This is a genomic window from Halosimplex halobium (assembly GCF_051414055.1).
In the GTDB taxonomy this organism is placed as follows: Archaea; Halobacteriota; Halobacteria; order Halobacteriales; family Haloarculaceae; genus Halosimplex; species Halosimplex halobium.
Map to the genome: position 1 here is coordinate 36,179 of NZ_JBLKNX010000014.1, position 23,844 is coordinate 60,022.

Genomic DNA, 23,844 nt, shown 5'->3' on the forward strand with positions numbered 1-23,844 from the left:
ATTTACGGCGCTCCCCATGACAGAGACCTTCTACGACCGCCTCGGCGTCGACGAGGACGCGACGACCGAGGAGATCGAGGACGCCTACCGGGCGGCCATCAAACGGGTCCACCCGGACGTGAGCGACGAGGTCGACGCGGGGGAGCGCACGAAACGGCTCAACAAGGCCAAGCGCGTGCTGACCGACGACGAGGAGCGCGCCAGGTACGACCGCGTCGGCCACGCGGCCTACACCGGCGAGGGGGCGCCAGACGCCGGGTCGACGCGGACGGCCGCCGGGAGCGGCGAGGGCGAGTCGCGGCCGGGTTCCGACCCCCGAGCCGGGTCCGCGACATCGGGGCCGCGGTCGGGCGACTCCGGTTCAACCGGTACCGCAGGGTCGGGACGGGAGCGCAGTCGTCGTGGCGAAGCGGGGCGAACCTGGGGGAGCGGCGACAGCCAGCGCGGCGATCCGAATGGGAGTTCCGAGTCACCTGGACAGTCCACCGCGGGCGGGAGCACGTGGCGCGGGTCCCAGCAGCGCGGGCGACGACCGGGATCGGGACGGTCAACGGACGGGACCGATCGGCGGCGTCGCGACGGATCCCGTGGGAACACACGGGATAGCGGGCGCGAGACGAACGCGGAAGCGTCGGACGGGACCACCCGCTCGACGGGCGGGTCGACGGGCCCGTCGTGGCAGTCGAGCGGTGGGGCCGCCGGCGGAGGCGGCGGTTCGACCGGGAGTTCACCCTCCGCGCAGCGCCAGGCGGCAGCGGGCGCGTCGGACGGTCCCAACGCCGACTGGTCGTGGAACGCGTGGGACGCCACAGGCGCCTGGGCGGTCCGCAACGGCCCCGACCGGAGCCGTCGGCTCCGGCTCAGCCGGCTGTTCCCGGTCGACCAGTCGGTCGTTCTCCTGGTGTCGACGTTCGTCTGCTACCCGTTCTTCGTCGCGGCGACGCTGTACCCGGCGTTCCCGCTGGCCGCGCGGGTCGTCGTCGGCGTCTGTACGCTGCTCACCTTCGCCTACCTGCTGTCGATCCCGGAGGCGGCGATCCTCGTGTTCGGCCTCTGGAGCGTGGTCGTGCCGATACTCCTGCTCGTGGTCCCCGCCCTCGGCGTCTTCTCGCTGGCCGGGGTTGTCGGCCTGACCGCGACGTGGGTCCCGCTCGGGATGGCGGTGCTGACGTTCACGCTCGTGCGGTCGTGAGCGACCGCCTCACGTGTCGCGAGCGACCCGCTCGCAGACCCGTTCGTGGAGCCGCTCGCGACGGTGGTGGCTCGCCTCGCCGTCGGTCCGCACCTCGATCACCTGCGTGCCGTCGCTGTCGAGCGACTCGCGGTAGGCCGCCGCGAAGTCGTCGATGTCGGTCGCGCGGCGGAACGCCAGCCCGTACAGGTCCGCCGACGGCTCGAAGTCGAGGCCGTGGGGCGTGACGAACTGCTCGGTGAAGGGCGGGTCGAACTCCTCGATGGGAAGGATGTGGAAGATGCCGCCGCCGTCGTTGTTGATCAGGACGATCGTCGCGTCGACGCCGCAGCGGGCGACCGACAGCAGGCCGTTCATATCGTGGTAGTACGCCAGGTCGCCGGTGACGAGGACGAGCGGGTCGTCGGTGGCGCTCCCGGCGCCCAGCCCGGTGCTGGTGATCCCGTCGATGCCGCTGGCGCCGCGGTTGCCCAGCACCGTCAGGTCCGCGCTCCGCGGGCGGCCGAAGCGGTCGCAGTCCCGGACCGGCATGCTGTTGGAGACGAACACGGTCGCTGGGTCCGGCGCGCCGGCGACGACTTCCGCGAGAACCGCCCCCTCGAACAGCCCGTCGTCGGCCGCCCCGTCGACGAGACTCCAGTGGGCCGCCTCGGCGCGCTCGAACCGTCGGCGCCACCCCGTCGCGGTCCCTTCCGCGGTGTCGCCGCCCCTGGCATCGTCGTCAGCCGACTGGTCGTCGATCCGCTCGGCCAGCGCAGCGGCGGTCGCACTGGGGTCGGCCTCGACGTAGTCGGTCGCGGTGAACTCCGCCTCGGGCCAGTCGCCGGCCGGGTCTACGACGACCTGCCGGGCGTCGGCGTCGCGCAGGAACCGCCGGAGCACCTTCGACGTGGGCGAGGCGCCGAACCGGAGAGCCATGTCGGGGTCGGGCCAGCCGTCGGCGTCGAGATACGAGTCGTAGCCGCCAGCGACGAGGCGGTCCTCGACCAGGGGTCCGTAGCGCAGCCCCGACAGCGGGTCGGCCAGCAGCGGGAAACCGGTGGCGTCGAGCAACTCACCGACCGCTTCCGGATCGCAGCGGCCGGGGTTCAGCGGGCCGGCCACCACGAGACCGCGGTCGGCCGACTCGATGGCGTCGGCGATATCGCCCATCGTGGCGTCGTCGGGTTCGAGCCGCCCGACCGTCGTCCGGACGAACGGACCGTCCCGTCCCTCCACGGCCAGCGGCGCCTCGTCGGCCAGCGAATCCGGCACGTCTTCCGGTTCCGCCGTCGGTTCGAGCGGCTTGGCGACGGGCACGTTGAGGTGGACGGGTCCGGGATTGGCGCCGGTCGTCTTCGCGACGGCGCGGTCGGCGGCCACCCGCAGCGACCGGAGCCGCCGGGGTTCGGGCGCGGGTTCGGGCAGGGTCTTGTACCACCGGACGGCGTCGCCGTAGAGCTGCTCCTGGTCGACGGTCTGGTTGGCGCCGCTGTCGACCAGTTCGGCCGGGCGGTCGGCGGTGAGCACGAGCAGCGGGACCCGCGACTGGCTGGCCTCGATGACCGCGGGGTGGTAGTTGGCGGCGGCCGTCCCGGAGGTGCAGACGACGGCGGTCGGCTCGCCGGCCCGGCGACCGCGGCCGAGCGCGAAGAAGGCCGCCGACCGCTCGTCCAGCACGGAGTAGGTCTCGACGTCCTCGTGTTCGGCGAGCGCGACGGTCAGCGGCGTCGAGCGACTCCCCGGCGAGACGACGGCGGCGGTGACGCCGCTCTTGGCGAGTTCGTCGACGAGCGTCCGGCCCCACAGCGTCGCGCGGTTCGGTGCAGTCATTCGAGCGCGTCGAGCACCGGGCGGTACTTCAGCTGTACCTCGTCCCACTCGCGGTCGGGGTCGCTGTCGCCGACGATTCCGTTGCCGGCGAACAGCGTCGCCCGCCGGCCGGTCGCGACCGCCGAGCGGATGGCGACCGCGAACGTGCCGTCGCCCTCGGCGTCGAACCAGCCGACCGGCGAGGCGTACCAGCCGCGGTCGAACGCCTCTGTCTCCTTGATCGTCTCCAGTGCCTCGTCGGGCGGGAGCCCGCCGACGGCCGGTGTCGGGTGCAGCGCCTCGACCAGCGAGAGGACGTGGTCGTCCTCGGCGAGTTCGGCCGTCACCGGCGTCTGGAGGTGCTGGACCGTCGCGAGCCGGCGCACCGTCCGGTCGCCCGTCGAGATCGACGTGGCGTAGGGGTCCAGTTGCGTCTTGATCGCCTCGACGACCAGGTCGTGCTCGTGGCTGTCCTTCTCGCTGTCCTGCAGTTCGCTGGCGAGCCACTCGTCCTCCTCAGGGGTGTCGCCCCGCCCGGTCGAACCGGCCAGCGCTTCGGTCCTGACGGTCCGACCGTCCCTGGTGATCAGCCGCTCGGGCGTCGCGCCGAAGAACTGGCCGCCGCCCTCGGGCGCGACGAGGAAGCGGAAACAGTCGGGGTAGGTCGCCGAGAGCCGTTCGTACACCCCGGGGATCGACAGCTCGTCGCGCAGGTCGACGGTCAGCGCCCCCGCGAGGACGACCTTCCGGAGCGTTCCGCGACGGATGCGCTCGACGGCCGCCTCGACCTGCCGGCGCCAGCCGGCGTCGTCCGGCGTGAACGTGCGGCGCTCGATACCGGGGCCGGATTCGGGGGGCGTGCCGTCGAGTGCCTCGACCCGGTCGGTCCACTCCTCGAGTCGCGCCTCGGCCTCGGCGGCCGCCGACGGCCCGGTGGCGGTCGCGACCACCCAGGTCGAGTCCTCGTCGGTCCGGACGACCTGGACGGCCGGGAGCACGAACTGCGCGTCGGGGAAGCCGTCCCACGGCGAGTCCCCGGCGTCCTTGTCCCCCTCGTGGAACGCGAAGCCGCCGAACAGGCGGGGCCGCGCGGCCCGGGGCAGCTCGGAGGCGACGGTGCGGCCGGCGAACAGCGACTCGCCGGCCCGGCGGACGCGGTCGAACCGGTCGGGGCCGTCGGCCGTGATCGTCGCCGCAGACCCGCCGGCGGCGACCCGCTGGCCGTCCTCCGACCAGGCGACCGTCGGTCGCGGGAGTTCGCCCAGCACGGTGCCGACCGCGACGCCCGCCACCTCGCGCCCGCGCGTCGCGATGGTCGTCTCGTCGGGTTCGACCGACGACTCGTCACCACGGGGAAGTTCCATCTCCAGGCGCTTAGGACCGTACGCCTTTCAGCCTAACTACTTCGGACCGACCACCGGGCCCCGCCCGACCGCCGCTCTCCCCCGGTCGCGTCGGTGCTCCGTCGGGCCCCCGACCGGGTCGCCCCGATTCGACCGCTGTGCCGTGATCGATTCGGCTATCACCCCCGCCAAGCTTAAATACCCCCTTCCCGAACCAACGGAACGATCCGATGCCCAAGGTAGACCTCACGATCCCCGAACACCTCGAGATGCGCATCGCTCAGCTCGTCGAGCAGGGCGAGTTCCTCAACCGGGAGGAAGCCATCGAGGACCTGCTCTCGACGGGGATCAAGGCGTACAAGACGAGCGGCCCGAAGGACGACGACGACGAGGCGGGGAGCGGCTACGAGGACGACGGCATGATGGGCCACGAGGACGAGTACGTTTTCTGACCCCGGCGATTCGCGTGTGACCCTCTGACGGACAATCGTTAAACGGGCGGTTCACATAGGGACGCCCATGCACAAGGACGAACTCCTCGAACTCCACGCGCAGATGCTCACGATCAAGGACTACTTCGCCGGGCTCGAAGACGTCGACGAGACGCTGTTCGACGCCTACGAGGAGCTCGACGTGACTCCCGAGGACGTCCACAAGTCCAAGAGCGAGCACAAACACGCCGTGTTCGTCCTCGGCAACGCCCTCGCGACCGCCATGAGCGAGGACGAGTTCTCCGACGCCGGCCGCGTCGGCAAGCGCATGAAGGAACTCGCCGAGGACGCCGAGAAGAAACTGTAGTCGGCCCGCCGCCCGGCCGATCGCCCGGAGTTCGTCGCCGGTACCGGACCGCCGCCACCGATACCGGATTCTCTCGCCATCACCCCGCCCAGAGCCTTCTTCACGCCGCCGGTCGGACGGCCGGCATGGACCTCTCGGAGTTCGACCGCGAGCGTGACGCGCTCGCCGTCTCGCTCGACGACCGCGGCCACCTCGCGGTCACGATCGACCGGCCGGACAGCCTGAACGCCATCGACGACGCCGTCCGCGAGGGCGTCGTCGACCTCCTGCGCTCGGTCGATACGGAGCGCGTCCGCTGTGTCACCTTCGCGGGCGCCGGCGACCGGGCGTTCAGCGCCGGCGCCGACGTCGACAGCGTCGCCGACCGGACGCCCGCCGAAGCGATGGACGTGACGCCGATGTACGAGGTGGTCGCCGACTTCCCCCGTCCGACGCTCGCCGCGATCCGGGGGTACTGTCTCGGCGGCGGCCACGAACTCGCGCTCGCCTGCGACATGCGCGTCGCCGGGACCGACGCCGAGTTCGGCTTCCCGGAGATCGGCCTCGGGCTCGTCCCGGGCGGCGGCGGCACCCAGCGACTCGTCCGCCTCGTCGGCGAGGGCCGCGCGAAGGAACTGGTCTTCCGCGGCAACCGCATCGACGCCGAGCGGGCGGCCGACTGGGGGCTCGTCAACCGCGCGGTTCCGCCCGAGGAACTCGACGAGGTCGTCGAGTCGTACGTCGACGACCTCGTGACCGGGCCGCCGCTGGCGCTGAAGGCCGCCAAGCGCGTGGTCGACGCCGCCGAGGACAGCAGCCTCGCGGCGGGGATGGCCATGGAGAGCCAGGCGTTCGGCTTCCTGACCACGACCGATGACTTCGCGGAGGGCCGGGCGGCCTTCCGTGAGGACCGCGAGCCCGAGTTCGAGGGCGAATGAGCGGCTACCGCTCCGCCCGTCGCTTGGGCCCCGGCGTCCACGTGAGTCGGCCGAGCGCGCGCCGGCATCGCCGGGCGGTCCCGGCGGCGCCCCACCGGAGCGCCAGGACGTACGCACAGGCGAGGCCGACCGCGTCGACCAGAACGAAGTACGCCTAGCTGTCGACGGTCAGCGCCAGCGGGACCACCAGCGGAATGCGGGCCGCCACGAACGCCACGGAAAACCCGACCGACTCGACTGGTCCCGGTCGGCTGCCGGTGATCTCCACGGCCGCCATCGCAACCGCACCGAGGACGAGCGGCGCCTCCAGCGCCGTCAGCGCGGGTCGCCAGTCCACCAGCCAGAGCGCTTCGGTCATCGCGCTACCCACGTGGGTCCCGACGAAGAGATAGGCGACCAGGAGCCCGCCGAAGTCCAGCGCTCCGCCGAGGAGCCACCGCTCGTAGTCCATCGGAGCGGACTGGTCGCCGGGACGGTGTAAGTTTTGTCTCTTCGACAGGACCCGGGGCGGCCGGCGGGATACGACCCCGAGGGGGCGATAGAACTGGGCGCGAACGAAGCGTTCGTGTCGGCGACCGAACCTTTAACCGAGCGTAGCCGGAACCTGAACCATGCAGGGTCCCCAAGACGGCGACAATCCCGCCGCCTACTCTCCCGATACTGGCAGTGCCGACAACCCGTTCGAGTCCGACGCGTCGGCGCTGCAGATACTCCTCGTCGCCGCGCTTCTGGGTTTCCTCTTCGTCTACTTCGTCCTCTGAGGTGTGGGAGGAACGCGGTTCTCGAACTGATCCGACGGCCCACCAGGGGGGAAGTCTCCGTCGAGCGAAGCGAGACGGTTCACCGGACGCGAGGGAGCGGAGCGACCGAGTCGTCCGGCAGTCTCGTGAGGGTAGCGAACGAGACCTCGTCAGAGCTTGCTCTGACGGTGGTTTCCCCCACGTTTTTGCAGCGGAGGATTCCCGCAGCGCGCCGAAGGCGCGCGAGGAACTCTCCGCTGCAAAAAGTGGTACGGGCGTGGCGGGATTCGAACCGGAGCCAGACGTGCTCGCTCGTTGCACTCGCTGCGCGCGACTGGCAGGGTTCGAACTCCGGGCCCGCTCGCTCCTCACGTCCGTTCGTCGCAGAGCGGGCGTGGCGGGATTCGAACCCGCGATCGAGGGGTTAGGAACCCCTCGCCCTGTCCCCTAGGCCACACGCCCTACCGGGGACAGCGGGCGCCGGGAGAAAGAACCTTGCTGTTGCTCACCGGCAGCGAGAGCGGGGAGAACGGAACCGTCAGTTGCTCGACGACGACGAGTCCGAGGAGTCGATGGCGCCCTCGGTCTCGCGCTCGGCCTCGGTCTTGAGGATCTCGCCGTCCTCGTCGACGATGTTTCCGTCGTCGTCGATGGTCGCGCCCTCTTTCATCTCCTCGAGCTCCTGCTCGACCTGCTCGCGACCCTTCTGGAACTCGCCCATGGCCTGGCCGGTCGACCGCGCGAGCTTCGGGATCTTGTTGGCACCGAACAGCAACACGGCGATCAACAGGATCACGATCAGTTCCGTCCCGCCCGGCATGCCCCCGACGGGGAACAGGGGGATGAGTGTATCCATCATCTCTACCCGACGCTTACTCGACGCCAATTATAACCTTTTTGCTGTATATCACCCCGCTACAACCCCGTTTCATCAATCTTTCGGGGACGGGGATCCGGCCGACCCCGCCGGTGTCCCAACACCCTTCCCGCGCGAGGCGAACCGACCGGTATGGTCGACGAGGGAGACGCCGCCCCAGACTTCACCGCACCGCTGGCTCACGGCGACGTGACCGAGTTCACGCTGTCCGAGCGACTCGACGAGGCGCCGCTCGTGCTCGCGTTCTTCCCCGGCGCGTTCACCGGGACCTGCACCCACGAGATGGAGACCTTCGAGGAGCGACTCGACGAGTTCGACGACCTGGGCGCGACGGTGTACGGGATCAGTGTCGACACGCCGTTCGCGCTGAACGCCTTCCGCGAGGACAGCGACCTGACCTTCGGGATGATCAGCGACACGAACCGGCGGATCGTCGACGCCTACGACCTCGCCATGGACTTCGCGTCGCTCGGCGTCGACGACGTGGCCAGGCGGGCCGTGCTCGTGATCGACGGCGAGGGCGTCGTGCGCTACGCCTGGGTCGCCGGCGACCCGGGCATCGAACCCGACTACGACGAGGTCCGCGACGCCGTCGCCGACCTGCGCTGAGCGGGCCACCGGCACCTCGCGGCGTGCGTCGGGCGGCGTTCGCCGGGGTCGAGCGACCGGTCGCACGAGGGTTTTTGCGTCCGCGGGCGGACAGTCGTGACATGAGTGACGGTTCGGACGCGGTCGACGGTCGGTCGTACGATCCCGGCGCCGAGCACGCCTTCCCGGACGAGCGGCTCAACGAGGTGCTCGCGTTCGTCGCGGACGACGCGGAGATCCGGGCGTACCTCGAAGCGCAGAACGTCAATCCCGTGGCGCGGATGCGTTACAACGACCACGGCGCCAAACACGTCAGCATCGTCCGCGACCGGGCGCTGACGCTGTACGAACTCTGTTACGACGGCGAGGTCGAGTTCAACGGCGCCGCCGAGCAGGGGCTCGAACCAGCCGACGAACCGGTGGTCGTGGCGCTGGCGGCGACGCTGCACGACATCGGCCACGTCGTCCACCGGGACGAACACCCCTACTACTCGATTCCGCTGGCGGCCGACCTGCTGGACCGGATCCTCGGCGAGTGGTACGACACCGCCGACGCCGTCCGGATGAAAGGCGAGGTGCTGCACGCGATCCTCTGTCACCACACCGAGGAGACCCCGCTGACGACCGAGGCGGGCATCGTCCGACTGGCCGACGGTCTGGACATGGAGCACGGCCGGTCGCGCAGTCCTTACGAACGGGGCGGGCGGGGGATCAACACGGTCTCCAGCCAGGCGATCGAGTCGGTGACGCTGAAGGCGGGCGACGACGTGGCCGTCCTCGTCGAGATCGAGATGCACAACGCCGCCGGCGTCTACCAGGTCGACGAACTCCTGAAGGCCAAACTTCGGGGTTCGGGACTGGAGGACCACGTCCGGATCGTCGCCGTCAACACCTCCGAAGGGGAGGGGAACATCGTCGAGCGGATCGAGCTGTAGGCGCCGGGCGACAGTGGGTCCCGGACCGGGCCGACCGCGGAAGGCTCCGCCGGAGACGAAACGCCCTTTCGGCCGTAGCCGGACCGCCGAACTGTGAGCGACGACTCGGGCGGATCGCTACGGCTGTTCGCGAACGCCGAGTTCCTGGCGCTCGCGGGCACGGCCTTCGCGCGGTCGCAGGCGTACTCGACCATCGCCATCGCGCTGGCGCTGTACGCCGACATGTTCGCCACCTCGGGCACCGTCGAGGGGCTGTTCGGCACCGCCTTCGCGCTGGTCCAGCTGGTCATCGTCCTGCCGATGGGGCGGAAGATCGACACCGGCAACGCCAAGCGGTACCTGCTGGTCGGGCTCGCGCTGAACGTCCTCGTGTTCGTCGGCTTCGCGATGGTCGAGACGGTGAGCCACGTCGTCCTGATGCGCGTCTTCCAGGGGCTGGGCGCGAGCCTGCTGTGGATCACCGGCTCGACCGTCGTCGGCGAGATCAGCCCCGACGGCGAGCGCGGCCAGTGGCTCGGCACGTACAACCAGGTGGGCGCCTTCTCCAGCCTCGCGGGCGACCTCGTCGGCGGAATCTTGCTCGCGACCAGCGGGTTTACGCTCACCTACGGCGTGCTCAGCGGCGTGACGCTGCTGGCGTTCGTCGGCGTCTACTTCTTCCTCCGCGACGACCCGGGCGGGCAGGCCGACCCGGAGGAGGCGACCGGCGTCGAGACGCTCAGAATGTTGCTCGGCCGCGCGGCCATCCGCGCGCTGGTCGTCTTCAGGCTCGGGCTGAGCTTCGGGAAGATGGCGGTCATCCTCTTCCTGCCGATCTACGCGCGGACGCGCTTCGGGATGAGCCCCATACTCGTCGGCGGCATCCTCGCCGGCGGGAAACTCACCAAGTCGCTGACCCAGGGACTCGTGGGCTCGTACACCGACCGCCTGGGACACAAACACGTCTTCGTGCTCGTCGGCGCGCTGCTGTACGCCGTCGGCGCGGCGATCATCCCCTTCGCCGAGTACGCCGTCGGCTACTTCGCCCCGATGACGATCGCAGTAGCGGGACTGTCGACGACACTGCCGCCCGCCTTTTTCCCGCTGTTCGGCGCCTTCGCGGTCTGCGGGGTCGCGGACAGCATCCGCCTCCCGGCCAGTATGGCGCTGTTCGTCGAGGAGGGCGAGCACTTCGACGCCGTCGCGGGGAGCATGTCGCTGCGCTCGATCGCCTGGAAGGTCGGCCAGGTCGTCGGCCCCGTCTCCGTCGGCGCGCTGTGGGACGCCACCTCCGTCTTCGTCGCCTTCTTCACCGCCAGCGCGTTCATCGTCGTCGCCGCGGTCGTCTTCTTCGGGCTCTACATCGTCGAACCCGCGCCGGAGGCCGTCCCGGCTGCGGGCGACTGACTGCAGGGGACGACTGACCACAGGCGGTGACGCAGGCCGCGCGCGTAAGCGACCGGTCACGCGTCCTGACCGCGATCGGACCTGACGGGAGCCCGGTAGTACCACGAGCATGTCACCGGTTAGCACAATGATTTTTACCGTTCCACACCAAGTGCAGGTATGAGCCAGACCCCCGTCGACGGGGCCGACAGGGAGGGTCGGGCCGCCGGGGACGCCGACCGGGGAACCGGGTCCGACTCGCTCGTCGGTCGTCTCGCCGCACGACTCCGCTCGGTCGGTCGATCCATCCGCGCCCGGCTGGGATCGCTGACCGGCCGCGAGGAGCGCCCGGACTTCGAACGCGCGCGGTCCGTCGAACGGGAGGGGACAGCCGACCGCACGCGCTCGGTGCAGTGCGTCGGGCTCACCGAGGAGGTCGTCGAGGGCGACGGCCGCGCGGTGACCGACGACCTCGTCCGCGCGCAGGCCGCCGAGGCGCCCGACCGGGAGGGGCCGTCGGTCGACAGGCCGGAACTGGTCGTCCGGTGGACCGACGACGAACTGACGCTCTCCTCGCCCGACGAGCCTGACGCTCACATCACCTCGACCTACTGGGAAGACGTCGAGCGCTGAGGGGGCCCGATCACGCGGGCCGGCGTTACTCGGACTGACCGACCCGCAGCACCTGGACGAGCGAGTAGACCGGGACGCCCTCGATCTCCTCGACGCCCCGCTTGTCGGTGAGTACCGCGCAGGCGACGGGCTCGCCGCCGCGGTCGCGGATGGCCTCGACCGTCTCGGTCATCGTCGTCCCGCTGGTGATGGTGTCGTCGACGACGTAGCACTCCCGGTCCCGTATCTGGGCGAAGTTGCGGGAGAACGACCCCGACAGCTCCTCGCTCTCGCCGTCGTCCCACTGGTGTTTGCTCGGGGCGTAGGTGCCCAGGTCCGTGTCGAGTTCGCGCGCGACCGTCGTCGCGATGGGCGCGCCGGCCTTCTCGACGCCGATGGTCAGGTCGACCTCCTCGCCCTGTTTCGAGAGCAGGTCGGCGACGGCGCGGCCGACGTGAGTCAGCCGGGCGCTGTCGCGGCCGATGGCGCTCCAGTCGACGTGGATGTCGTGGGGGCTCTGGGACTTCCTGTCGGCCGCCGTCGTCGTCGTGGCGCCGCTGCGCGAGACGAGCCAGGAGGCCGTCTCCTTGGAGACGTTGAGCTCGTCCGCGATCTCGCCCTTCGAGAGACCCCCCTCCGCCAGCTCCGCCGCGCTGTCGATGAGATCGTCGATGTTCTTCATGCGTGTTACCTGCTCTTTCGCACGCGGGGGTGTTACCCGTTGTGGGTTCCCGTCGCCGCCTCTCACACCCGTCGCGAAGCCTCGCCGCCGTCTCTCACACCCGTCGCGGGGCTCCACCGCCGCCTCTCTCGTCAGTCGCCGCCCGCGCGACCCGGGAACCCGGGGACCGATCCCAACCTACACAACGAGCCCCGACGGACCACAGGGTAATGGAACGCTACGACCAGCTCTACCGGCTCTACGAGGAGTTCGACGCCGAGCGGCTGCGGTCCCACCAGGCGTTCGTGGACCTGTTCCCGCCGCTGGACTCGCGGGTCGCGCTGACCTACTGGGAGGACGCCAGCGACGAACTCGACGACCTGCGCGAGGAGATCCGCGACGCCTTCCCCGGGACCGGCGAGACCTACGCCGACGTGGCCGCCCACGCCACCCGCGACCAGGCCTTCACCGGCCTCGACCTGGCGACGAAGTACGACCGGCCGGTCAACGCCCTCGTGCTCGACGTGGACGAGACGCTCCGGTCGGCGGGCCAGACCGACAACGAGATCCCCCGCGAGACGCTGCACCTGCTGACCGAGTTCCACGAGGCCGGCGTGCCCATCGTCGTCTGTACCGGACAGACCCTGGAGAACGTCAAGGGCTTTCTCAGCCAGGGCCTGGGCAACGCCGTCGTCAACTCCGGCGAGGTGAGCGTCGTCTACGAGAGCGGCACCGGCGTGTTCACGCCCGGCCACGGGCCCGAGACCAAGCGCCTGCTGTACGACGAGCTCGACGAGTCGGTCCGCGCGGCCTTCGACCGCCTGCGCCAGCGCGTGCTCTCGGACGCCCCCGACGGCGTCGCGCGGGGCTGTCACCTGCAGGGCAACGAGTTCAACGTCACGCTCAAGCCCAACTTCGAGACCGGGAACGACGACGCCGTCGCGGTGATCGACGACGCGCTCGTCTACCTGCTGGACCTCCTGGGGGTCGTCGTGGCGGACCGCATCGATGACGTTCGGCCGGCCGAACCGTCCGAACACGACGAAGAGGATGTCCTCGGCGCGGCCGCCGGCGAGTGGACCCGGGCGTTCTACGCCGCCCGCGACCCGGAGATCGAGGCGGTGCTCGACGAGCGCGACGAACTTCCGGGAGGGGGTGAACCCGCCGACGCGGACGTGCCCGACCCGGTCGCGGACTTTCTCGACCGGGTGGACGTGGCCTACTACGAGGGCGACGCGGCGGAGGTCGTCAGCCGCGAACTCGACAAGCCCGGCGGGGTCGAGGCGGCGTTCGAGGTGCTGGGCGTCGAGGACCCGTTCGCGCTGGTGGTCGGCGACAGCAAGAGCGACCTCCGGGTGATGGAGTGGGTCGCCGAGCGGGACGCCGGGGTCGCGGCCGCGCCCGAGCACGCGTCGACCGTCGTCCTTGAGCACGTCCGCGAGCGCGACGACCTGGTCTTCCCGCCGGGCGACGCCGGCGACGTGCTCCGGACGGTGTACGCGCTCAACCGGCTGGTCGCCGTCGAGTGACGGCGGGACCGCCGTCGCGGCGGTCGTCCCGACAGTGAGCGACGGCGAAATCCCGTGCGAGCGGCCCGCTCGTCCGGACAGGTCGAACGGAGCGGGCGGCCGTTCGACGGGGGCCGGTGTTCACGGACTGATCGCGGGAGATTTACGGGAGTCCGTGAGTAGGTATCCGTGAGAACCGAACGGAGTCAACAATATGGTCGATATCTCATCTGTCAGGCTCGGCATCGTCGGTCTGGGTAACATCGGACACCACCACGCGGAGCGGTTCGTCGACCAGGGGGCGAACCTGGTCGGCGGCGTCGACATCGCGGAGGGCGCCCGCGCCTCCTTCGCGGACGAGTTCGGGGTCGCCACCTACCAGGACCACCACGAGCTGTACGAGGAGGTCGACGCCGTCGCGGTCACGACGCCCAACAAGTTCCACGAGCAGTACGTCGTCGACGCGCTGGAGGCGGGGCTGGACGTGCTCGTCGAGAAGCCGCTGGCCAACACCCTGGAGGCGGCCGAGCGGATCGCCGACGCCGCCGACGAGGCCGACGGCTTCTGCATGGTCGGGTTCCACACCCGCTTCGAGAACCCCGTCGAGGTCATCAACGGTTACCGCGAGGAGGGCCGGTTCGGCGACCTGAGCCACGTCGAGGCCAACTACATCCGCCGGCGGGGCGTCCCCGGCCGCGGGTCGTGGTTCACGAGCAAGGAGGTCGCCGGCGGCGGCGCGCTCATCGACATCGGCGTCCACGCCGTCGACCTGTCGCTGTACCTGCTGGGCTACCCCGAGGTCGAGGAGGTCTCGGGGGTCACCCGCTCGCAGTTCGGTGGCCGCGACGACTACACCTACATCCAGATGTGGGGCGACGACCAGGGTCCCGAGGGGTTCAACGTCGACGACTCCGCCACCGCCTTCATCCGCTGTGCCGACGACCGCACCATCTCCCTTGAGGTCGCCTGGGCCGTCAACCGCCCGAAGAAACAGGAGTACGTCCTCCGCGGCACGGAGTCGGGCGCGACCTTCCGCCCCGGCGAGGGCGTCACCTTCCACGAGTCGGGCGCCCGGGGCGCCGGCCACATGGTCGAGTCCGAGGTCGAGACCCGCAACAACGACGCCCACGCCGCCGAACAGGCCTACTTCCTCGAACACTGCGTGACCGGCGAGACGCCCGGGCGCAACACCGTCGAACAGGGCCTGACCGTCCAGCGCGTCCTCTCGGCGATCTACCGCTCCAGCGAGACCGGCGAGGCCGTCTCCCTCGACGACTGACCGCCGGACCCGTTCTCTCCCGTTCGTCCGCCAGCGGGCCGATACCGACCACCGCCCGGTAGCGGGTCTCGGGCGGCGTAGAACGCCCGGGTCCACTCTCCGGTCCGCGAGGAAAGACTTAACTCGGAATAGAGTACTCTTTTCGCCAATGAAAGCGATCGCTGTCCAGCGGGGCTCGGAGGGACCGGCGGTGATAGAGAAGCCGCGCCCGACACCGGCCGAGGGCGAGGCGTTGCTCCGGACGCTCCGGGTCGGCGTCGACGGCACGGACCACGAGGTCATCGGCGGCTCCCACGGCGGGTTCCCCGAGGGCGAGGACCACATGGTGCTGGGCCACGAGGCCGTCGCCGTCGTCGCGGACCCGAACGGCACCGACCTGGCGGAGGGCGACGTGGTCGCCCCCACGGTCCGGCGCCCGCCCGCCGACGACTCCAACGACTACTTCGAGCGCGGCGAGCCGGACATGGCGCCCGAGGGCGAGTACGTCGAGCGGGGGATCGTCGGCGACCACGGCTTCATGGCCGAATACTTCACCAGCCGGCCGGAGTATCTGGTTCCGGTCCCCCGGGAGCTGTGGGACCTCGGCTTCCTCGTCGAGCCGATCAGCATCACGGAGAAGGCGCTGGAACACGCCTACGCCGCGCGGTCCGCGTTCGAGTGGGCGCCCGAGTCGGCGCTGGTGCTGGGCAACCGGTCGCTGGGCCTGCTCACCCTCGCCATGCTGGAGTACGGCGTCGAGAGCGACCGCTCGTTCGCGACCCACGACTTCGAGCGCACCTACTGTCTGGGCCGCCGGGAGCGGCCCGACCCGACCGTCGACATCATCGACGAGGTCGGCGCGACCTACGTCAACTCGAACGAGACCCCGCTGGGGACGGTGCCGGAGGCCTACGAGCCGATGGACCTCGTCTACGAGGCGACGGGCTACGCGCCCCACGCCTTCGAGACGGTCGAGGCGCTGGCGCCCAACGGCGTCGGCGCGCTGCTGGGCATCCCCGACTCCTGGGAGTTCGAGGTCGACGGCGGGCGGATCCACAACGAGCTCGTCCTCCACAACAAAGCGCTGGTCGGGACGGTCAACTCCCACGTGAAGCACTTCGAGGGGGCGGTCGACACGCTCGGGGAGTTGCCCGACTGGCTGCTCGACGACCTCGTGACGACCGTCGCAGCGCCCGACGACGTCGAGCCGGCCTTCGAGTACGGCCACGACCAGATCAAGGCGGTCGTCGAGTTCGACCGACTGTAGGCGGATGCGGGCGGTCGCTGGCCGTCGGAGCGGTCGCGGGCGGTCGCTGGCCGTCGGAGCGGTCGCGGGCGGTCGCCGGCCGTCGGAGCGGTCGCGACCAGACACCGCCGGGTCGGCGTCTCAGTCGGCGGTCGCTGGCGGTCGCCGAACACCCGCTGGCCGGTGCCGTGCGAGAACCGCGCGAAGGGACAGACTGATTTACTCGGTGGCGAAAGAGACAATCCACATGGCTGGTGACGACCTCCTCGCCTCCCTCGAAGCGGTCTCCGAGCGGTTCAACTTCGGGGAGTACGAGGCCAAGGCGTACCTCACGATCCTCGAACACGGGCAGGTCACGGCCTCCGAGATCGCCGACTACACGGACATCCCCCAGCCGCGCGTCTACGACACGGTCCGCAGCCTGAGCGACATCGGGCTCGTCGAGCTTCAGGAATCGCGGCCGATGAAGGTGCTGGCGCTCGACCCGGCGGAGGCGTTCGACGACCTCCAGGAGTCGCTGGACACGCTCGTCGACGACCTGGAGGAGCAGTACACCCAGCCCGCCCGCGGCACGGAAGCCGTCTCGCTCGTCAAGTCCCGGCCCACGATCCTCCGGTATCTCTCGGAGGTCATCGACTCGGCGGAGTACGAGCTGATGCTGTCGCTGACGCCGGAGCTGCTGGAGCGGTTCGAGAGCCAGCTCCGCCGCCAGCACGAGGAGGGCGTCGCCATCGAGATCCTCATCTCCCCCGCCGCCGACGCCCCCGACCCCGACGAGTACGACTACGCGGACCTCGCGAGCACGGTCAAGCAGCGCCGCGGCGTCACGACGCCCGTCATCGCCGTCGCCGACGGCCGCTACTCCATCTACGCGACCCGCGAGAGCCTCAAGGGCGACACCGACCGCTACGGCGTCATCTTCGACCGCTCGGAACTGGGCTTTCTCGTCTCGATGTTCATGAACACGGTCCTGTGGACCACCGCCGAGACGGTCCGGACCGACGGCGAGGACGTGTCGTTCCCGCGCCGCTACGGGACGATCCGCCGCGCCATCGCAGACATGGTCGACCTCGAGGGGGAGTTCTACGCGACCATCGAGGGCCGCGACGTGCTGACCGGCGAGGAGCTCGTCGTCGAGGGGAAGGTCGTCGACGCCAGCATCACGTCGAGCCTGGAGGAGGCGTCGCTCGTCGTCGAGACCGAGGAGGGTCGGGTCAACGTCGGCGGCCAGGTCGCCGCGCTGGAGGACATCGAGTCGTTCGAGATCCGCATCGGCCGGGACTCGCCGCCCGAGCCCGCCGACTGAGTCGCCGTTCCGAGGGGGCTGTTCGCGACCGCTCCGAGGAGGGCGGTCTGCGAGCCCCGACGACACGACGGCGTCGGTCCTCGCGACAACTCCCGTCTCTCCTGACGGTTACGTTCGGGAGCCGGACCCGTATCGAATACGGACCGCTCCCGGCCTGGAGGGCCGTGTGAGAACGGATGGGGACGAAGATTGCCAGCGAGCCGCTCTCCCCCCTTGAGGTCGAGAGGCCAGCAGGGACCCTACATCCCCCATCGAACCGCATTGTGTCCTCACCACCCCAACGGTATAAATGTTGAACTTTTCATCCGGAAACAATTCCGTTTCGAGTAAATCGTTCCGCAAGACCGAAGTAATTCCGAATGGTATGGAATTCGATAATGGCGCGGCACAGTAGCGGAGTTCGGCGGGTTCCGGGGGGAGCGGCGTGAGTTCCGACTCCATCGTCGAGTACGTGCTCGGGTCGTCGGTTCGCACGGACGTGTTGCTCGCGATCGTCGCCGAGGAGCGGTCGATCGGCGAGCTCATCGACGCGGTCGAGGCGAGCGAGTCGGCGGTGTACAACGCCGTGGGCGACCTCGAACGCAAGGGGCTGGTGCGCTCGCTAGATACGGGGTGGGCGGCGACGGGGAGCGGGCAGCTGGTCGCGGACCTGCTCGAACAGCAGGGCAACCTCTGTCGGCTGCTCGCCGACGACTACTGGCGCGAGCACGACGTGGCCGCGCTCCCGCGGCGCTTCCGCCTCAGGCTGACCGAGCTCGCCGACGCCGAGGTCTACCGCGCCGCGGACACCGACCCCCACGCGGTCGTCAGGGAGGTCTGCGACCGGGTCGAGCGGGCCGGCACTGAGGTGGACATCGTGACGCCGATCTATCAGGCCGAGTACGAGTCCGTCATGCCGGACGCGCCCGACGCGCGCCTGATCGTCGACAGGACGGTCGCCCTCGACGCGCTCGAACGGATCGACTCGCCCGACGAGGCCGACCAGTGGACGGAGACGCCCGTCCGTGTCCTCGACGTGGACGTGGGCATCGGCGTCACCGACTCGGAGATCATGCTCTCCCTGCCGACGATCGACGGCCAGTGGGACTCCCGGACCGAAGTGATCGCCGAAGACGACCGCGCGATGGAGTGGGGACGGGACCTGTTCGAACACTACTGGGACCGCGCCACGCCCAACGACGAGTTCGTCGCCGAGCACTTCTCGTAGCGCCGGCGTCCCCTCCCGAGTGCCAGACCCCTTCCCGAGTGGCCCCGGGACTCGCCGACGGTTCCGAAGATTCCCACGAGGGCACCGTTCGTGACAGATCTCGCACCTTCGAACTCACCGTCAGGCCCTGGGTCGCCGGAGCGTGCGTGACGTGGGCGATCCCGTCGGGACAGACGAGGGACACCACTGGCGAGTTATGTAACCCTCGCAAGGGGAACTATTAACCCGTCTCCGGGGGCCACTGTATGACATGAATCCGGACCGTCGCGAACGGAGGTCGGGGCCGTGAACCTGGACGGGCAGACCTGTCTGGTCACGGGGAGTTCCCGCGGCATCGGACGGGGCATCGCCGAGGACCTCGCCGACCGCGGCGCGGACGTGGTGGTCAACTACCGCTCGTCGGCGGCGGAGGCCGAGGCGGTCGTCGAGTCCATCGAGGACGCGGGGGGAACTGCGGTCGCCGCACAGGCCGACGTGTCCGACTTCGACGAGGTCCAGGCGATGCGCGAGGAGGTCGTCGACGCCTTCGGGCCGGTCGACGTGCTCGTCAACAACGCGGGGATCACCGTCGACAAGAAGTTCGAGCACATGACCCGCGAGGACTGGGACGCCGTCATCGACGTGAACCTCGGCGGCGTCTACAACTGCACGAAGACGTTCTTCGACGACATCAAGGAGAGCCGCCACGGCCGGCTCATCAACATCTCGTCGGTCGTCGGCCAGCAGGGCAACTACGGGCAGGCCAACTACGCGACGACGAAGTCGGGCCTGTTCGGGTTCACCCGGACCATCGCCCTGGAGATGGCCTCCTCGGGGTCGACCGCCAACTGCATCGCGCCGGGGTTCGTCGAGACGGACATGCTCGAGGAGGTGCCCGAGCGCGTCCAGGAGAAGATCCTGCGGGAGATCCCCCTCGACCGGTTCGCTACCGTCGAGGACATCTGCGGGATCGTCTCGTTCGTCGCCAGCGAGGAGTCCAGCTACATGACCGGCCAGGTGATCGGCGTCAACGGCGGCATGGAGTGGTGAGATGAGCGAAGAAGCGAGCGAGGACGCGACAGGTTCGGACGTATCGGACGGGACGGCCGAGGGAGCCGGCGGCCAGGGAGCCGACGGCACCGACGAGGGGGCGGGCGGCGCCGAAGAGAGCGCACTGGAGGAACTCCGCCGGCGCCGCGAGGAGTCGCGGATCGGCGGCGGCGAGGACCGCATCGAGCGCCAGCACTCCCGGGGCAAGATGACCGCCCACGAGCGCGTCGAGTACCTGCTCGACGACGGGACGTTCACCGAGATCGACCCGTTCGTCGAGCACCGCGCCACGTCGTTCGGGATGGACGAGAAGGAGTTCCCCGGCGACGCCGTGGTGACGGGCTACGGCGACGTGAACGGCCGGAAGGTGTTCGTCTTCGCCCACGACTTCACGGTGCTGGGCGGCTCCGTGGGCGAGGTCGTCGCGGACAAGATCTGCAAGGTGATGGACCGGGCGGTCGACGCCGGCGTCCCCGTGGTCGGCCTCAACGACTCCGGCGGCGCGCGCATCCAGGAGGGCGTCGACTCGCTGGTCGGCTTCGCCAAGATCTTCCAGCGCAACACGAAGGCCTCGGGGATGATCCCCCAGATCTCGGCGATCATGGGGCCCTGCGCGGGCGGCGCGACATACTCGCCGGCGCTGACCGACTTCACGTTCATGGTGCAGGACACCTCCCACATGTTCATCACCGGCCCGGACGTGATCGAGACGGTCACCGGCGAACAGGTCTCGAAGGAGGAACTCGGCGGCGCCGGCAGCCACTCCACGAAGTCGGGCGTCGCCCACTTCGCCTGCGAGGACGAGGAGGCGGCGCTTGACGACATCCGCCGCCTGCTCTCGTACCTCCCCCAGAACAACATGGAGGACCCGCCACGGGTCGCCTCGTGGGACGACCCCGACCGGGAACTCGACGGCATCACGGACATCGTGCCGGAGGCGCCGCGCAAGCCCTACGACATGACGCGGGTCATCGAGCGCGTCGTCGACGAGGATTCGTTCTTCGAGGTCCACGAGAACTGGGCGCGCAACGTCGTCGTCGGCTACGCCCGCATGGACGGCCGCGTGGTCGGTATCGTCGCCAACCAGCCGCGGGTCAGCGCGGGCACGCTGGACATCGACGCCTCGGAGAAGGCCGCGCGGTTCATCCGCACCTGCGACTCGTTTAACGTCCCCATCGTCTCGCTGGTCGACGTTCCGGGGTTCATGCCCGGCACCGACCAGGAGCACAACGGGATCATCCGCCGGGGCGCGAAGCTCATCTACGCCTACGCCGAGGCGACCGTGCCGCTGCTGTCGGTGGTCGTCCGGAAGGCCTACGGCGGCGCCTACATCGTCATGTCCTCGAAGTTCCTCGGCTCGGACGTGAACTACGCCTGGCCGGGCTCGGAGATGGCGGTGCTCGGTCCCCGCGGGGCGGTCAACATCCTCTACCGCGACGAACTGCAGGCGGCCGACGACACGGACGCGAAGCGCCAGGAGCTGATGGACGAGTTCCGCGAGGAGTTCGCCCACCCCTACGGGCCCGCCAAGCGGGGCTATCTCGACGACGTGATCGAACCGAAGGACACGCGCAAGCGCCTGATCTCCGACCTGGAGATGCTGGAGCGCAAGCGCGAGGACAGCCCGCCGAAAGACCACGGCAACATCCCACTGTAATGGCCGACACAGCACTCTCCGACGGCGAGGCATCGGACGCCGACGCGACCGCCGACGGGTCCGGCGCCGGATCGAGCGGCGGGGCGGTGGCGCTCACCGTCGACGGCGACGAGGTGTCGCTGTCGGTCCCTGCCGACGCCGACGCGGCCGAGGCCGCGGCCATCGCGTCGGCGGTCGGTGCGCACCTCCACGACCGCCAGGTCGCCGCGGCCGCCGCGGCGGCCGAGAGCGACGAGGAGGAGCAGGCCGACGCCTGGAAGCTCGCGGCTCGCATGAAGTCCATGGGGCGGAGCCGCTGGCCGAAGGACGTGCGGAAGGGCGAGGAGTGGAAGGCAAGCGCCCGCTCGTTCTACTGATACGGATTATTGCAAGCGTTTCCCGGGTCGACCGCACGACTGCGTGCGGTCGATCCCGGAATGACTTGCAATAATCCGTATGAGCCGGCGGCGCGGCCCGTCGACGCGGGACCGCCGTTCCGTGACGCCGGAGCGACCGGCTGACTGTGGTGCGGACTGTCGCCACCGTAACACCCACATTACAGCCCTCCGAGGTGGCACACATGACAGTCGCAGTGATCGGCGCGTCGATGACGAAGTTCGGCGAGCGCGACGCCTGGATACGCGAGCTGATCGCCCAGGCGGGCGAGGCCGCGCTCGACGACGCCGGCATCGAGCCGGCGGACGTGGAGCACCTCTACGTCTCGAACATGGCCAGCGGCGAGTTCGAGGGCCAGGGCGGGATCATGAACGCCCTCGCCCACGACCTGGGGCTGATGCCGGCCTACAGCGAGCGGGTCGACCAGACATCCTCCTCGGGCGGCGCGGGCATCTACGAGGCCTGGCAGTCGATCGCCTCCGGGGCGAGCGACATGACGCTCCTCGTCGGCGGCGAGAAGATGACCCACCGCTCGACGGCCGAGTCGACGGACATCATCGCCTCGATCACCCACCCCGCCGAGTACAAGCACGGCCTCACCCTGCCCTCGTTCGCGGGCATGACCGCGCGGCACTACCTCGAACGGTTCGACGCGCCCCGGGACTCGCTGGCGAAGGTCGCCGTCAAGAACCACAGGAACGGCGTCGACAATCCCCACGCCCAGTTCCGGAAGGAGATCGACGAGGAGACCGCACTGGAGAGTCCCATCGTCGCCGACCCGCTCCGGCTGTACGACTTCTGCCCGATCACGGACGGCAGTTCGGGGCTCGTGTTCACCACCGAGGAGAAAGCGAAGGAGATCACCGACGACTACGCCGTGATATCGGGCATCGCGGGCGCGACGGATACCCACGTCGTCCACGAGCGCGACGACCCCACCGTGATGGGCGGCGTCGTCGATTCGTCGGACATGGCCTACGAGATGGCCGGGATCGGCCCCGACGACATCGACGTGGCGGAACTCCACGACATGTTCACCATCCTGGAGTTCCTCCAGATGGAGGGCTGTGGCTTCGCCGAGCACGGCGAGGCCTGGAAGCAGGTCGAGGCGGGCCGGACCGAGAAGGACGGCGAACTGCCGATCAACACGTCGGGCGGCCTGAAATCGAAGGGGCACCCGCTGGGCGCCAGCGGGGTCGCACAGGGCTACGAGATATACAAACAGCTCGTCGGCGAGGCGGGGCCGCGCCAGGTCGAGGCCGACACGGGCCTCGCCTGCAACGTCGGCGGGTTCGGGAACTGCGTCATCACCACCATCATGGAGGCACGATAATGTCGTTCGACGCCCACGTCTGCGAGAACGGACACGTCACGTACCCCGGCCACACGCTCTGTCCCGAGTGCGGGGCGAAACAGACGGAGACGCTCGATCTCTCCGGGCGGACCGGCGAGGTCGTCACCTGGACGAAGTCGACGGCGACCCCACCCGGCGTCCGGGCGCCCAACACCATCGCGATCGTCCAGTTCGACCTCTCCGGGGCGGACCTGACCGACGACTACGTCCGCGCGGTCGGGCAGGTCACGACGGAGGAGGTCGAGACCGGCGACGCCGTCGAGCCGGTCTACGCCGAGGAGCTACGCGACCCCGAGGCGGGCATCAAGGTGCCCGAGAGTCAGGAGTGGGACGGCTATCGGTTCGAACCGGTGTAGCGACTCGGCGGTTTCTGCGGCGGAGTCGTCGCGGAGAATCCGGACCGGCAGGGGGCCGGTCCCCCTCGCCGGGGTGGCAGGGGTGGGGGGTTGCGGGTGGCTGACAGCAGGGGTTCAGTCGGCGGGCGCGACCAGCGAGCGGTCGCGGTCCTCGACCGAATCGGGAGCGTCCCCGGCGAGGGCAGACAACCCATCCGCTACCGAGCGGTAGTCGTCGCCGTCGGCGTGCGGGTAGACGGCGGCGAGGTCGCCCTCGTCGTAGACTGCGAGGGTGATCGCGGGGAAGACCAGCCAGTCGCAGAGCTCGCCGGTGTCCGCGGCGTAACACTCGCGCGTCGCGAAAAACGGCCGCAAGCGCACGCCGCGGTCGCGCGCCCACCGCGAGAACGCCAGGTAGCGGTCGCGGGCCGCTACCGCCTCGGGGTCCTCGCGGCGGATGCGCTTCGGACAGGTCGTCACGTCGAACGAGTCGACCCGCCCGGCGGCCTCGAGTTCGCGCAGTCTGTCTGTGAGCCGGTCGCGCTGGCGCGCCGCCGGCTCCGGGAGCGTCTCCCTGAGACACAGCGCGACGCGGCGGTCCCCCGTCCGCTCGGTTGGCGTCATGGGTACCTGACGGTTACACGTGGTGGATAATAAATCATTATGTTTTCTGTGTTACGTAAGCTCGAACGGGCGTTCGGCGTTCGGGTTCGACGGTTCGGGCCGCGAAGAAAGCGGTTCGAGGACCGG

25 protein-coding genes and 1 tRNA gene are annotated in these 23,844 nt (G+C 69.8%); 19 read left to right on the forward strand and 7 right to left on the reverse strand.

Features of this window, described 5'->3' with window-relative positions:
• The first annotated feature begins 16 nt into the window (after positions 1 to 16).
• Positions 17 to 1,192, forward strand: coding sequence for a DnaJ domain-containing protein (locus tag ACMGFG_RS15085; protein ID WP_436931152.1), 1,176 nt, complete (start codon positions 17 to 19; stop codon positions 1,190 to 1,192).
• Positions 1,193 to 1,201: 9 nt separating this feature from the next.
• Here the strand turns inward: ACMGFG_RS15085 and menD are convergent, their stop codons facing one another.
• Entirely contained in the window at positions 1,202 to 3,004 is a 1,803-nt protein-coding gene (gene menD / locus ACMGFG_RS15090) for a 2-succinyl-5-enolpyruvyl-6-hydroxy-3-cyclohexene-1-carboxylic-acid synthase (protein ID WP_436931153.1), read from the reverse strand.
• The gene (locus ACMGFG_RS15095; protein WP_436931154.1) at positions 3,001 to 4,347 is read right to left on the reverse strand and encodes an isochorismate synthase; all 1,347 of its coding nucleotides are present in this window, start codon (positions 4,345 to 4,347) and stop codon (positions 3,001 to 3,003) included. The genes menD and ACMGFG_RS15095 overlap by 4 nt, the downstream gene beginning before the upstream one ends.
• A gap of 209 nt (positions 4,348 to 4,556) precedes the next feature.
• Between ACMGFG_RS15095 and ACMGFG_RS15100 the strand changes: the two genes are divergently transcribed.
• The 3 genes from ACMGFG_RS15100 (at position 4,557) to ACMGFG_RS15110 (ending at position 6,041) form a co-directional block, all read left to right on the forward strand.
• Complete coding sequence (locus tag ACMGFG_RS15100; protein ID WP_436931155.1) at positions 4,557 to 4,778, forward strand: ribbon-helix-helix domain-containing protein; 222 nt, start codon at positions 4,557 to 4,559, stop codon at positions 4,776 to 4,778.
• 67 nt (positions 4,779 to 4,845) lie between these two features.
• Positions 4,846 to 5,124, forward strand: coding sequence for a UPF0058 family protein (locus tag ACMGFG_RS15105; protein WP_135363469.1), 279 nt, complete (start codon positions 4,846 to 4,848; stop codon positions 5,122 to 5,124).
• Positions 5,125 to 5,249: 125 nt separating this feature from the next.
• Positions 5,250 to 6,041, forward strand: coding sequence for an enoyl-CoA hydratase/isomerase family protein (locus tag ACMGFG_RS15110; RefSeq protein WP_436931156.1), 792 nt, complete (start codon positions 5,250 to 5,252; stop codon positions 6,039 to 6,041).
• A gap of 154 nt (positions 6,042 to 6,195) precedes the next feature.
• On the opposite strand, the gene ACMGFG_RS15115 is transcribed toward ACMGFG_RS15110, so the two are convergent.
• Entirely contained in the window at positions 6,196 to 6,492 is a 297-nt protein-coding gene (locus tag ACMGFG_RS15115; RefSeq protein ID WP_436931157.1) for a hypothetical protein, read from the reverse strand.
• Between the two features lie 160 nt (positions 6,493 to 6,652).
• Here ACMGFG_RS15115 and ACMGFG_RS15120 point away from each other — a divergent pair, with 160 nt between their 5' ends.
• A complete protein-coding gene (locus ACMGFG_RS15120; RefSeq protein ID WP_436931158.1) occupies positions 6,653 to 6,802 on the forward strand; it encodes a hypothetical protein in 150 nt (49 codons plus the stop codon).
• A gap of 368 nt (positions 6,803 to 7,170) precedes the next feature.
• Here ACMGFG_RS15120 and ACMGFG_RS15125 read toward each other — a convergent pair.
• Positions 7,171 to 7,243, reverse strand: a tRNA-Arg gene (locus ACMGFG_RS15125).
• A 76-nt stretch (positions 7,244 to 7,319) separates the two neighbouring features.
• Complete coding sequence (locus tag ACMGFG_RS15130) at positions 7,320 to 7,640, reverse strand: Sec-independent protein translocase subunit TatA/TatB (RefSeq protein ID WP_135363466.1); 321 nt, start codon at positions 7,638 to 7,640, stop codon at positions 7,320 to 7,322.
• Positions 7,641 to 7,790: 150 nt separating this feature from the next.
• Between ACMGFG_RS15130 and ACMGFG_RS15135 the strand changes: the two genes are divergently transcribed.
• The 4 genes from ACMGFG_RS15135 to ACMGFG_RS15150 all read left to right on the forward strand — a co-directional run bounded on the left by ACMGFG_RS15135 (position 7,791) and on the right by ACMGFG_RS15150 (position 11,179).
• Entirely contained in the window at positions 7,791 to 8,267 is a 477-nt protein-coding gene (locus ACMGFG_RS15135; protein WP_436931159.1) for a redoxin domain-containing protein, read from the forward strand.
• A gap of 101 nt (positions 8,268 to 8,368) precedes the next feature.
• Complete coding sequence (locus ACMGFG_RS15140; protein ID WP_436931160.1) at positions 8,369 to 9,181, forward strand: HD domain-containing protein; 813 nt, start codon at positions 8,369 to 8,371, stop codon at positions 9,179 to 9,181.
• A gap of 93 nt (positions 9,182 to 9,274) precedes the next feature.
• Positions 9,275 to 10,567, forward strand: coding sequence for an MFS transporter (locus tag ACMGFG_RS15145; RefSeq protein ID WP_436931161.1), 1,293 nt, complete (start codon positions 9,275 to 9,277; stop codon positions 10,565 to 10,567).
• Between the two features lie 159 nt (positions 10,568 to 10,726).
• A complete protein-coding gene (locus ACMGFG_RS15150) occupies positions 10,727 to 11,179 on the forward strand; it encodes a hypothetical protein (protein ID WP_436931162.1) in 453 nt (150 codons plus the stop codon).
• 25 nt (positions 11,180 to 11,204) lie between these two features.
• Here ACMGFG_RS15150 and gfcR read toward each other — a convergent pair whose 3' ends face one another.
• Positions 11,205 to 11,840 (reverse strand): transcriptional regulator GfcR, encoded by a 636-nt coding sequence (gfcR, locus tag ACMGFG_RS15155; protein ID WP_436931163.1) that lies wholly within the window; start codon positions 11,838 to 11,840, stop codon positions 11,205 to 11,207.
• Positions 11,841 to 12,049: 209 nt separating this feature from the next.
• On the opposite strand from gfcR, the gene ACMGFG_RS15160 reads away from it, so the two are divergent.
• From ACMGFG_RS15160 to ACMGFG_RS15205, 10 genes are all read left to right on the forward strand, one after another.
• Positions 12,050 to 13,348: an HAD family hydrolase gene (locus tag ACMGFG_RS15160; RefSeq protein WP_436931164.1), complete on the forward strand. Its 1,299-nt coding sequence runs from the start codon at positions 12,050 to 12,052 to the stop codon at positions 13,346 to 13,348.
• Between the two features lie 193 nt (positions 13,349 to 13,541).
• Positions 13,542 to 14,606: a Gfo/Idh/MocA family protein gene (locus ACMGFG_RS15165; RefSeq protein WP_436931165.1), complete on the forward strand. Its 1,065-nt coding sequence runs from the start codon at positions 13,542 to 13,544 to the stop codon at positions 14,604 to 14,606.
• 148 nt (positions 14,607 to 14,754) lie between these two features.
• Positions 14,755 to 15,852: a glucose 1-dehydrogenase gene (locus ACMGFG_RS15170; protein ID WP_436931166.1), complete on the forward strand. Its 1,098-nt coding sequence runs from the start codon at positions 14,755 to 14,757 to the stop codon at positions 15,850 to 15,852.
• A gap of 226 nt (positions 15,853 to 16,078) precedes the next feature.
• The gene (gene trmB / locus ACMGFG_RS15175; RefSeq protein WP_436931167.1) at positions 16,079 to 17,137 is read left to right on the forward strand and encodes an HTH-type sugar sensing transcriptional regulator TrmB; all 1,059 of its coding nucleotides are present in this window, start codon (positions 16,079 to 16,081) and stop codon (positions 17,135 to 17,137) included.
• A gap of 424 nt (positions 17,138 to 17,561) precedes the next feature.
• Positions 17,562 to 18,344 carry a helix-turn-helix transcriptional regulator gene (locus ACMGFG_RS15180; RefSeq protein ID WP_436931168.1) on the forward strand — a complete coding sequence of 261 codons (783 nt, stop codon included), beginning with the start codon at positions 17,562 to 17,564 and terminating at the stop codon, positions 18,342 to 18,344.
• Positions 18,345 to 18,629: 285 nt separating this feature from the next.
• Positions 18,630 to 19,373 carry a 3-oxoacyl-[acyl-carrier-protein] reductase gene (gene fabG / locus ACMGFG_RS15185; protein ID WP_436931169.1) on the forward strand — a complete coding sequence of 248 codons (744 nt, stop codon included), beginning with the start codon at positions 18,630 to 18,632 and terminating at the stop codon, positions 19,371 to 19,373.
• 1 nt (position 19,374) lies between these two features.
• Entirely contained in the window at positions 19,375 to 21,030 is a 1,656-nt protein-coding gene (locus tag ACMGFG_RS15190) for an acyl-CoA carboxylase subunit beta (RefSeq protein WP_436931170.1), read from the forward strand.
• Positions 21,030 to 21,386 carry a DUF8022 family protein gene (locus tag ACMGFG_RS15195; protein ID WP_436931171.1) on the forward strand — a complete coding sequence of 119 codons (357 nt, stop codon included), beginning with the start codon at positions 21,030 to 21,032 and terminating at the stop codon, positions 21,384 to 21,386. The genes ACMGFG_RS15190 and ACMGFG_RS15195 overlap by 1 nt, the downstream gene beginning before the upstream one ends.
• Positions 21,387 to 21,589: 203 nt before the next feature.
• Positions 21,590 to 22,738, forward strand: a complete 1,149-nt coding sequence (locus tag ACMGFG_RS15200; protein WP_436931172.1) for a thiolase family protein — start codon at positions 21,590 to 21,592, stop codon at positions 22,736 to 22,738.
• Complete coding sequence (locus ACMGFG_RS15205; RefSeq protein ID WP_436931173.1) at positions 22,738 to 23,115, forward strand: Zn-ribbon domain-containing OB-fold protein; 378 nt, start codon at positions 22,738 to 22,740, stop codon at positions 23,113 to 23,115. Before ACMGFG_RS15200 ends, ACMGFG_RS15205 begins: the two co-directional genes overlap by 1 nt.
• Positions 23,116 to 23,229: 114 nt before the next feature.
• On the opposite strand, the gene ACMGFG_RS15210 is transcribed toward ACMGFG_RS15205, so the two are convergent.
• Entirely contained in the window at positions 23,230 to 23,718 is a 489-nt protein-coding gene (locus tag ACMGFG_RS15210) for an HTH domain-containing protein (RefSeq protein WP_436931174.1), read from the reverse strand.
• Positions 23,719 to 23,844: the final 126 nt, after the last annotated feature.

Coding starts and splice junctions, on each gene's coding strand:
- ACMGFG_RS15210 (WP_436931174.1), bottom strand. CDS start 23,718: ATGACGCCAACCGAGCGGACGGGGGACCGCCGCGTCGCGCTGTGTCTC.
- ACMGFG_RS15165 (WP_436931165.1), top strand. CDS start 13,542: ATGGTCGATATCTCATCTGTCAGGCTCGGCATCGTCGGTCTGGGTAAC.
- ACMGFG_RS15205 (WP_436931173.1), top strand. CDS start 22,738: ATGTCGTTCGACGCCCACGTCTGCGAGAACGGACACGTCACGTACCCC.
- menD (WP_436931153.1), bottom strand. CDS start 3,004: ATGACTGCACCGAACCGCGCGACGCTGTGGGGCCGGACGCTCGTCGAC.
- ACMGFG_RS15095 (WP_436931154.1), bottom strand. CDS start 4,347: ATGGAACTTCCCCGTGGTGACGAGTCGTCGGTCGAACCCGACGAGACG.
- ACMGFG_RS15135 (WP_436931159.1), top strand. CDS start 7,791: ATGGTCGACGAGGGAGACGCCGCCCCAGACTTCACCGCACCGCTGGCT.
- ACMGFG_RS15195 (WP_436931171.1), top strand. CDS start 21,030: ATGGCCGACACAGCACTCTCCGACGGCGAGGCATCGGACGCCGACGCG.
- ACMGFG_RS15170 (WP_436931166.1), top strand. CDS start 14,755: ATGAAAGCGATCGCTGTCCAGCGGGGCTCGGAGGGACCGGCGGTGATA.
- ACMGFG_RS15100 (WP_436931155.1), top strand. CDS start 4,557: ATGCCCAAGGTAGACCTCACGATCCCCGAACACCTCGAGATGCGCATC.
- ACMGFG_RS15190 (WP_436931170.1), top strand. CDS start 19,375: ATGAGCGAAGAAGCGAGCGAGGACGCGACAGGTTCGGACGTATCGGAC.
- ACMGFG_RS15120 (WP_436931158.1), top strand. CDS start 6,653: ATGCAGGGTCCCCAAGACGGCGACAATCCCGCCGCCTACTCTCCCGAT.
- ACMGFG_RS15105 (WP_135363469.1), top strand. CDS start 4,846: ATGCACAAGGACGAACTCCTCGAACTCCACGCGCAGATGCTCACGATC.
- trmB (WP_436931167.1), top strand. CDS start 16,079: ATGGCTGGTGACGACCTCCTCGCCTCCCTCGAAGCGGTCTCCGAGCGG.
- ACMGFG_RS15140 (WP_436931160.1), top strand. CDS start 8,369: ATGAGTGACGGTTCGGACGCGGTCGACGGTCGGTCGTACGATCCCGGC.
- ACMGFG_RS15130 (WP_135363466.1), bottom strand. CDS start 7,640: ATGATGGATACACTCATCCCCCTGTTCCCCGTCGGGGGCATGCCGGGC.
- ACMGFG_RS15110 (WP_436931156.1), top strand. CDS start 5,250: ATGGACCTCTCGGAGTTCGACCGCGAGCGTGACGCGCTCGCCGTCTCG.
- ACMGFG_RS15200 (WP_436931172.1), top strand. CDS start 21,590: ATGACAGTCGCAGTGATCGGCGCGTCGATGACGAAGTTCGGCGAGCGC.
- ACMGFG_RS15085 (WP_436931152.1), top strand. CDS start 17: ATGACAGAGACCTTCTACGACCGCCTCGGCGTCGACGAGGACGCGACG.
- gfcR (WP_436931163.1), bottom strand. CDS start 11,840: ATGAAGAACATCGACGATCTCATCGACAGCGCGGCGGAGCTGGCGGAG.
- ACMGFG_RS15160 (WP_436931164.1), top strand. CDS start 12,050: ATGGAACGCTACGACCAGCTCTACCGGCTCTACGAGGAGTTCGACGCC.
- ACMGFG_RS15150 (WP_436931162.1), top strand. CDS start 10,727: ATGAGCCAGACCCCCGTCGACGGGGCCGACAGGGAGGGTCGGGCCGCC.
- ACMGFG_RS15115 (WP_436931157.1), bottom strand. CDS start 6,492: ATGGACTACGAGCGGTGGCTCCTCGGCGGAGCGCTGGACTTCGGCGGG.